7 protein-coding genes and 3 pseudogenes are annotated in these 8813 nt (G+C 38.0%); 7 read left to right on the plus strand and 3 right to left on the minus strand.

The genetic code is table 11. From position 1 onward, the window contains the following. Positions 1 to 314 precede the first annotated feature (314 nt). The 4 genes from J7E52_RS14355 to J7E52_RS14370 all read left to right on the plus strand — a co-directional run bounded on the left by J7E52_RS14355 (position 315) and on the right by J7E52_RS14370 (position 3772). Positions 315 to 848, plus strand: coding sequence for a DinB family protein (locus J7E52_RS14355; RefSeq protein ID WP_214747614.1), 534 nt, complete (start codon positions 315 to 317; stop codon positions 846 to 848). A 436-nt stretch (positions 849 to 1284) separates the two neighbouring features. Beyond that, positions 1285 to 2583: a M20 family metallopeptidase gene (locus J7E52_RS14360; RefSeq protein ID WP_214747617.1), complete on the plus strand. Its 1299-nt coding sequence runs from the start codon at positions 1285 to 1287 to the stop codon at positions 2581 to 2583. A gap of 30 nt (positions 2584 to 2613) precedes the next feature. Next, positions 2614 to 2859 (plus strand): YesK family protein, encoded by a 246-nt coding sequence (locus tag J7E52_RS14365; RefSeq protein ID WP_214747620.1) that lies wholly within the window; start codon positions 2614 to 2616, stop codon positions 2857 to 2859. 331 nt (positions 2860 to 3190) lie between these two features. Next, positions 3191 to 3772 (plus strand): type 1 glutamine amidotransferase family protein, encoded by a 582-nt coding sequence (locus J7E52_RS14370; RefSeq protein WP_214747623.1) that lies wholly within the window; start codon positions 3191 to 3193, stop codon positions 3770 to 3772. A 274-nt stretch (positions 3773 to 4046) separates the two neighbouring features. On the opposite strand, the gene J7E52_RS14375 is transcribed toward J7E52_RS14370, so the two are convergent. Next, positions 4047 to 4541 (minus strand): hypothetical protein, encoded by a 495-nt coding sequence (locus J7E52_RS14375; protein WP_214747625.1) that lies wholly within the window; start codon positions 4539 to 4541, stop codon positions 4047 to 4049. A gap of 349 nt (positions 4542 to 4890) precedes the next feature. Between J7E52_RS14375 and J7E52_RS14380 the strand changes: the two are divergent. The 3 genes and pseudogenes from J7E52_RS14380 to J7E52_RS27620 form a co-directional block, all read left to right on the plus strand. Beyond that, a pseudogene (locus J7E52_RS14380) lies at positions 4891 to 5872 on the plus strand (beta-ketoacyl-ACP synthase 3). 33 nt (positions 5873 to 5905) lie between these two features. Further along, positions 5906 to 6331 (plus strand): 3-hydroxyacyl-ACP dehydratase FabZ, encoded by a 426-nt coding sequence (gene fabZ, locus J7E52_RS14385; protein ID WP_214747628.1) that lies wholly within the window; start codon positions 5906 to 5908, stop codon positions 6329 to 6331. 296 nt (positions 6332 to 6627) lie between these two features. Next, positions 6628 to 7293, plus strand: a pseudogene (locus J7E52_RS27620) (IS110 family transposase); the annotation flags it as partial. Between the two features lie 80 nt (positions 7294 to 7373). Here the strand turns inward: J7E52_RS27620 and J7E52_RS14400 are convergent. Continuing rightward, the gene (locus tag J7E52_RS14400; protein WP_214747637.1) at positions 7374 to 8432 is read right to left on the minus strand and encodes a YkvI family membrane protein; all 1059 of its coding nucleotides are present in this window, start codon (positions 8430 to 8432) and stop codon (positions 7374 to 7376) included. Positions 8433 to 8593: 161 nt separating this feature from the next. Then, a pseudogene (locus J7E52_RS14405) lies at positions 8594 to 8813 on the minus strand (transposase); the annotation flags it as partial.

Here is an 8813-nt window from a genome sequence, read left to right on the forward strand (position 1 = left end):
GGGGCGAACTGTTTAGTTGACGGGGTCCAAGCCCCACGGGCAGGAACGTTCTACCCCGGCTACCGTTATCATATATCGATATAAAAATTGTTCAACCAGAAATAACTGGCTGACCTTTATAATACGAAAGGGGCAGGATAGTTGAAGAGTGCTGTTTGACCTTTGTTCAGCAATTGACCATATTCTTGAATAAAATAGAAGGGGTTATTTGTAAGTAAGTCGAAGTTAATGTCAGAAGGTGTTATTTAGTTTAGCATTGGGACGTACTACTCAACATAAGGAGAAAGAAAATTATAAAGAAAGTAGGAGATCTATTGGATACAAAAGAGATATTGAAGCGATTCGAAAAGGTGGCTACATCCTATATTGAAGAGTTAAGTAAATATTCGCTAGATGAGTTTACGAGGAAGCCTTCTGAGGATGAATGGTCATTAGGACAAATGTATAATCATTTAATAAAGGGCACCCTTCATCTTCATTTGAAAGCCATTAATCAATGTGTTAATGGCACTACTTCTGATGGCGGTGAAAAAACAGAAATAGGCGAATCGATTTTCAAAGAAGGAACGTTTCCTCCAATCAGGATAAAAGGTCCAGATACACCGGATTTCACACCGCCAAATCCTACAGGAAAAGAAGAAGTAAAGGAAGGACTGCTTCAAATCATTGAGAAAATGCAAGAGATAGAGAGAAAGCTCTCTGACATTCCGGCCAGCCAGAAAGTTCAGCACCGGAGAATGGGATATTTAAATGCAGAGGAATATTTTCAGCTAATCGAAATGCATTTTCGGCACCACTTACGGCAAAAAGAACGTATCGATCAGTTTCTTTTAAAAGTAAGTAAGTAATCTTTATTGTTGAAGCAGTTATTGACCGTCGAAATATCAGCAGGAGCCCAGTTGAGGGAGTTTAAAGAGCTGAGAGGGTGCCATTCAAGTTAAACCAATAAGAAATTTACAACGAAGGTTGATTATGAAACTGTTTAATGACGAATAGAATTGTTCCGTTAAAGGGCGCTTTAATGGAGTAACGAAAAGCCCAATTTCTCAATTTTAATGCTGAGCAATTGGGCTTTTTAGTATCGAAATTTCCTTAATGTTATAATCCGCATTTTCCTGACGCTACCCCTATATATCTTTGGCTCATTAAGTTTAACTATAGCATTGAACGCGAGTTTAAATAACATGTATCGAATATTTCCCCCAGAAATATAATCTAGGAACAGCACATAGAATAGTATAGAAATACTGCGGCTAATGCTGGACATGGAGGGGATGTATTTATATGAGTACCAGAATAATCCGGCAGCTGATAAGGTCAAGGCAACAGGAATTAGTCGAACTTGCTGCTTCATTTATTCGAATTCCATCTGAAAATCCATCGCCCGAGTTTAAGAAGCGGTCAGCAGAAATGGGACGCCATATTAGCCGATACCTAGCAGCAAAAGGGTTCTTGATTACCGAGCACCGCCGTAGCGAAAATGCGCTGGTTACCGTGGTCTGTGATGCTCCTTTAACCAGGGTACCTGGTCCACGGCTATTATTTTGTGGACATACAGATGTCGTACCTGCAGGCGATTGTTCACATTGGACCTTCGATCCTTTTTCAGGAGAAGTCAGAGCAGGTATGCTTTTGGGTAGGGGAGCCTCCGATATGAAAGGAGGCTTGGCATCACTGATTTTTGTGGCTGGACTACTTCAGGAGTTCGCCCCCACTCTTAATTTGAAAGGTAGCCTTGGAGTTATTGCCTCTCCGGATGAAGAGACTGGCGGCATTGAGGTGGCCTCGCTCCTGGATCAAGGATTGATTAAGGGTGATGCTTGTCTGATTGGTGAACCGTCGGACCCCCACCATCCGAATGCCGGTGAAAAGGGCAAGGCATGGATGCAGGTGATCATACCAGGTCAGACAGATCATGGCAGCCTACAACCGCTTTATGGAATCTCCGCCGTACGAAGAGGGGCAGCCGCGATCGAAGCACTAACCAAGCTATGGGAGCTCAAGGCAACGCCTCCGGCAGAGCCTTGTCAACTTTTGTACAATACTGAGTGGCTCCTATCTCAGCATCTAGGAAATCCCTTACTGTCACATTTACTTTATCGTCCCTCTTACAATCCAGGTGTAATCCAGGGCGGAACAAATGTGAACGTCGTCGCAGACAAGTGTATCATTAAAGTGGATACCCGGGTTCCATTCGGTATGAAGCCCGAATTTGTACTTGATGTAGCTAGGAATCTTGTTAGTGCTGTAGCGCCAGGTGCGGTTGTAGAGCCAATGGTACCCTGTACTAACCCGAACTGGACCTTAGAGAATCGTCCAATTGTGAGGGCCATAGAACTGGGAATCCAGCGTGTTCTCGGAATGGAGGAACCCGTCTTCAGCGTACTTTTGCTTGGTTCAAGTGATGCCAGTCACTTCCGGCGACATGGCATTGATACCGTCCTTTACGGTCCTGGGCTGGAACACACTATCCATGGGTACGATGAGCGGGTTTCAGTGGAGAACTTAGTAGAATCTGCCGAAATATATGCTGAGACGGCAGTCAAGTATCTTAGGTCATTTCCCCGTACTTTTGATGGATGAAGAGTTGACGGTCGAGGATTTACTGGTGATGTGATTAGCTTTATTCTTCTAGTAACTTTTGTAATAGCTCTTAGAAAGAAAAAAATGGGAATAGCAATTGTTTGTCCACTTATTTTCATCTTTTTAGACATTATTAGTATTGTATCTGGCCCTTTTGTTGTAGGAGGTTTTGAAGGAATGGCTGTTTCCATATCAGGTTTTGTTTATTTAGGGTTAGGAGCCATTACACAACTTATAAACAGTCTATTTATTTACAGGACAAAAAATAATTCCTGAATTTCTAAAATAGCTACAGGTAATGAAACCAAAAAAATTTTATACAATTCATTAGACGGTAAATCCGTCTTTTTTTATGTAGTTTGTGTCATATCTACAATAAGCCTTATGGAACTAAAGGGGCAGGATAGTTGAAGAGTGCTGTTTGATCTTTATTCAAAAATTGGGCCAGATTGTTGAAAATCAGCAGGAACCTTTAGGAATGATTTCGAAGTTAAAACATATTAGTATTATTTTGAAACATTTAAACTCAACTGACGGAATATGCAGTGAAGTTATTTTATGGTGTTTTTGGTTACATTTCTTATCAAGAAATAGGGAGGACATACAAATGAAAAAAGTGTTGGTCTTTATTACAGATGGTTTTGCCGATTGGGAAGCAAGTTATGTGACTGCAGAGTTAAATAAACCAGGGACGGGATTTCAAGTTCAGACAATTGCGATTGACAAGGATCCTAAAATTTCAATGGGTGGATTGACTATTCTTCCGGATTATAGCTTACAAGACTTTTCTTTTAAATTGGAATTTGCGATGTTGATTATTCCTGGCGGAACTGGATGGAGAGAAGAAAAAAATCATCAGGCAAAGAAGCTTGTGGATTTTTGTTTTGGAAGGGATATCCCGGTTGCAGCAATTTGTGATGCAACTACCTTTTTAGGGAATCACGGATTTCTTGATCATCATAAACATACAGGTAATTCATTGCCTTATTTAAAAGAAGGGGCACCTAATTATCGAGGTGATGAAAAATATATAGAAGAACAATCTGTTAGTGATGGCTGTCTAATCACAGCTAATGGAAGTGGAGCACTAGAATTTTCAAGAGATATTTTAAGTGAATTGGATGTTTTAGAAGGTAAAGAAATAAAAGAATGGTATGATTTATTTAAAACAGGTTTTATCAAAAGTTAGTTTCATGGATATCTTGGCGATCATCAATGAAATCGTCCCTGCAAATCGACGAGGAACGGGTCTTTTTTAGCGACACCGAGATAGAACCCTACTATGATTTATTTTACCGGATTACCAATCTTGAAGAGTAGCTGTTCCATTTCGAAAACTCTTATGATTTTAGTTATTTAAGAAAAGGGCGCGATTCTTGAAGAAATTTTCGCTTTTCTTATAGATCTAGCGGGTGCGTTAGTTCAACAAAAAGACCGATTATTTCGGCCTTTTTGTTTTCTTGTTATTCAGTAGTGAATGTAAATGTTTCTTTCAAAGGTCTGCCATTTTTATCTTGAATCCAGATGATTTCGACTTCCATTTCTGTTGCTTTTTCAGCCAAAAGGAAATTAGAAAAATGATAAGGCATTTCATTATTCAATTGTTTTGCTAAAGATTTCGATCTTTCATAGTGGTCATTATTGCACTCATGTCCTTCAGGACAACTAAAAAGTGAGAACTTCGTCGTAGAATGAGGTTCATTTCTAAACATATTAATTTCCACAGAAAATACATCCTTACCAATGTTATTAACATCTAAAGAGTAAGTATGAAATTTTCCTTTTTCAGGTTTTACTAACCCTTTCCCTTTTCCAGCTTCACCTATCTGAACCGACCATTGTTTCGATGTTTGTTTTATTGGCAATTCATCAAAAGTTAAAGCTTTTGTCTCTAGAGTTGGTACGACTATGTTCAAAAGAAATAATGTACATATAGCAAGTATCGTTTTCTTAAACATGACTACCTCCTTTTTAGTTACAGATACTTTGCCCAAAATGGAATGGAATATGTTTTGAACTAACGGGTGCGTTAGCTGAAGATCAGAGCTGTCTTTAAGGCAGCTCTTTCTTTATGCAACTATCAGGGCAGGGTAGTTGAATAATAAGACCCAAAAAAGGGTAAAGATATGTAATAATTTCTTCAGAATATTACATGAATTTGTCTCTTTTACACCATCAAAAAACCATTTGGTTATTCTATTTCCATTATTTTCATGATAGAATATTAGCAATAATTAGCAATAATTAGCACCTGGTACTAACATCAGATTATAACTTTAGGTGTAAAATAGTAAAGGGGACAATTAAATGAAATCAAAAGCAAGAATTACAGCTATCGGTACCTATGTACCTGAAAAGGCTTACTAATTATGATTTAGAAAAAATAATAGATACAAATGATGAATGGATTGTACAAAGAACTGGTATGAAGGAAAGAAGAATTGCCGGAGAAACAGAATATGCATCAACACTGGCTTTTAAAGCCATTGAAAATCTTATTGAAAAATATAATAAGGATTTACAAGATATTGATTGCATTATAGTAGCAACTACAACTCCTGACTATGCGTTTCCTAGTGTGGCATGTCAAATTCAGAGTCACTTTAATATTCCCTGTACAGGAGCGTTTGACTTAAATGCTACCTGTGCAGGATTCACATATGCTTTACACTTAGCTAATAATTTAATTACTTCTGAGGCACATAAAAAGATTTTAGTTGTTGCAACCGAAACTTTATCAAAAGTCACTGACTATAAAGATAGAACAACCTGTATTTTATTTGGAGATGGCGCTGGTGCTATGCTAGTCGAATATAATAAGGAAAATCCTAGTTTCTTGGCTAGCCATATGGGAACTAATGGAGAAGGTGGTATTCATGTATATAGAACAACCTTTGCAACTGCTATGGATGATAAATCCTTAAATACAACTGGAAAGATGGTTCAGAATGGAAGGGAAGTATACAAATGGGCAGCCCGAACTTTACCAATAGGAATACAAGAATTATTACTCAAAACAGAATTAAACTTAAAGGATATTAACTGGTTTATACCACATAGTGCAAATCTAAGGATGATTGAATCAATATGTGAAAAATCAGGATTTTCTATAGAAAAAACATTGACGAGTATGAAGTATTTTGGGAATACCTCATCTGCTTCCATTCCATTAGCACTAAATCAAGGAATAGAAGAAGGGAAAGTTCAAAATGGTGATACTTTAATACTCTATGGTTTCGGAGGAGGGCTTACACATTTAGGGCTTGTTTTATCATGGAATATAAAATAAGAAAATATAATATTGGTAATGGGGGCATTAATATTGTTTGATACTCAAAAAATTAAAGAAATTATTAGACATCGCTATCCTTTTCTTTTAGTGGATGGGATTTTGGAATTAGAAGAAGGAAAAAGAGCAGTTGGTATTAAAAATGTGACAGCAAATGAGGCTTTTTTTAACGGGCACTTCCCCAATTACCCAGTTATGCCAGGTGTATTAATTGTAGAGGCATTAGCTCAAGTAAGTGCTGTTGTGATGTTAACTAAAGAAGGAAACCTAGGACGATTAGGGCTTTTAGCAGGTATAGATAAATGTCGTTTTAAACAGCAAGTAAAACCAGGAGACCAACTCCGTCTTGAGGTTGAAATCACACGATTAAAAGGTCCTATTGGGAAAGGCAAAGGTATAGCTACAGTTGATGGAGAATTAGTTTGCGAAACAGAAATAATATTTGCATTTGGTGATTAAAGGCTGTTAATTTAAAAAATGTTATTCAGATTCTTGGACAAACGGGTGTCTTATGCAACTAACGGGTGCGTTCGTATTATAAGGTTAGCCAGTTTTTTAATAGAATCTATTATATCAATAGCCAGGGTAGGACGTACGGGTGCGTGGGACTTGATCCCGTGAACTAAACTGTCCGCCCCCTACTTGTAGAAACATGTTTGAGGCTGGTTGGGACGTAGATCTCGTATAACAAGCGAAGCTATGACACTACATGGAGGATTAGGGGTACTGGTAAGTAAGTAGAGGAGGAAAAAACAATGAATCCAGTTGTTGGTCTGGATGTGGCAAAAGGAGAGAGACAAGTTCAGGCATTTTTAGATCAATCTAAACCGTATGGGAAGAGCTTTTCAATGAAGCACATCAAAGAGGAATTAGATCATTTTTTAGACTTTTTAAAAGAGATTGAAGAGGTGACAGGGCAGATGCCTATGGTCATTTTAGAATCTACAGGGCATTACCATACTCCTGTTATTCAATACTTGGAGGAACAAGGGATTCTATATATCTTACTAAATCCGATTATTTCTTATCACAAATAAGACCAGTTTACGGAAGGTAAAAACAGAACTATCGATGCGTACCAGTTGTGTGTGCTGTATTACAAAAGTGAACCTCATAAAATTAGAGGAATACAGCTATTAGACCTTCGGAATTTGTCAAGACAACAGGAAATCGTAACGAATATGGAAGCTAAACTTCAGTTTCACACCATTTTAGATCAAGTGTTTCGTGAATACCGGAAGGTTTTTGGGGATTTATATTCAAGGGTTTCTTTATTGATATTAAAGGAATATCCCACTTCAGGGGCGGTATTAACAGCTGGGGAAAGTAAACTAGCAGAGAGTGTTATAGAGTTCTGTCCTAGCCGATCGGGTCAATGGGCATGGGAAAAAGCCAAAAAAATAATGGACTCCGCATCTAGAAAATTCATTCCAACTCAAGAGAAATAGATGCATTAGAAATGTGTAAATATCATTTACCAGAGAGGTTATAGTTATTCCATTTAATTTTCTTTCGTTAATCGACTCATTCGGAATGGAGCAATGATGAGAACGACAATAAGAACAATTCCCATATAGCCAAAGATTGGATAGAGAGAGGAAACAAGTTTAGTGAAGCCAAAGAAGCTTGCTATAAATCCTATCAACAGTGATGAAATAACGATTACTTTAAATTTTGTGGTATGCGGATCTGATAAGCGTGTTCCAAATGAGTAGAACATGCTGACTGCCGTATTGAAAATCATAGCGAACAGAACGAGAGAGTACAGAATACCTAAGAGAGGTGAAAAACTGTTGGCGATTCCCAACATTGGCATATCTAAGTCCGCTACAGTATTAATATTTGAGAAAATAGTAAGGTGACTAATTATAACAAGTAGACCTAAAGCAATCCCTCCTGTAAGTCCTCCAATGGATGATATCTTTTCATCAGGTTCATTTCCACCCATAACAAGTGTCATGGAAGCCCCCATTGCAATGGTTATTGAAATATAGTTTATTACAGATATAAGCCAATGTCCCGCAGCTGAATTTTGTTCTAGCGCATGTGGTTCAAGTGACGTAAACGATGAATTCATTGTAAACATACTATAAATAAATAGAAAAAGTACGACAAGAATCAGAAATGGTGTGACGGATGCAATTACCTTAATCACACGGTCAACTTTCAGCATAACTGTTATCATAACAAGAACAGTCATAAGAATTGTGCCGATAACGGAAGGTAATCCGAATTGCTGATCAAAGATAGAGCCTGACCCCGCAATCATGACAATTCCTACACCAAACAGGATGGCGATCAGAACATAATCAATGATACAGCCGAGAAATCGACCACTAATCTTATAAATTACTTCCTGATGCGAATCTGTTTGTGTACGACTGCCAAGCTTCATCAGAATCATTCCAAGGTATGCAAAAATAGCGACTGAAATGATAGCTCCAATTGTTCCCAAGTGCCCGAAGCTTACAAAATACAGCATGGTTTCTTGTCCTGAGGCGAACCCGGCTCCGATAAGAATTCCGATAAAAGCGCTAGCAATCTTAAGGATTCTCTTCATGTTGTCCTCCGTTTTTCTTACGTTTATATTTTTTTCTTAACTAGTTGATAGGATTATTATTTGATAACCACATCTTTTGATACATATAAATTTGCTAAGGAGGCTCCATGGTGGTATTTCTTGAAAGAATTAACTTATACACCGGCCTCCCATGGTACTGTTTTACCAGCACTTTCGTAATTTCCGGGACTCACACCAGCCCAAGAGGCAAGATGTTTAGCCGACTTAAATACGGACATATCCACGCCCATCTCTGCAATAAAAGTAGCTGCGGCAGCTTTGTTCACACCAGGTATGCCATCCAATAATTCTACTTCCTTATGATAAGGGGACAGGAGTTGATCGATTTGTTTTTCCAATTCTTCTATGGTTTCTTCTAAA

This window comes from Bacillus sp. ISL-34, assembly GCF_018613325.1.
In the GTDB taxonomy this organism is placed as follows: domain Bacteria; phylum Bacillota; class Bacilli; order Bacillales; family DSM-1321; genus Peribacillus.

Excerpts from the sequence above, each read along its gene's own strand:
- J7E52_RS14375 (WP_214747625.1), bottom strand. The coding sequence starts at position 4,541 with ATGTTTAAGAAAACGATACTTGCTATATGTACATTATTTCTTTTGAAC.
- J7E52_RS14360 (WP_214747617.1), top strand. The coding sequence starts at position 1,285 with ATGAGTACCAGAATAATCCGGCAGCTGATAAGGTCAAGGCAACAGGAA.
- J7E52_RS14370 (WP_214747623.1), top strand. The coding sequence starts at position 3,191 with ATGAAAAAAGTGTTGGTCTTTATTACAGATGGTTTTGCCGATTGGGAA.
- J7E52_RS14400 (WP_214747637.1), bottom strand. The coding sequence starts at position 8,432 with ATGAAGAGAATCCTTAAGATTGCTAGCGCTTTTATCGGAATTCTTATC.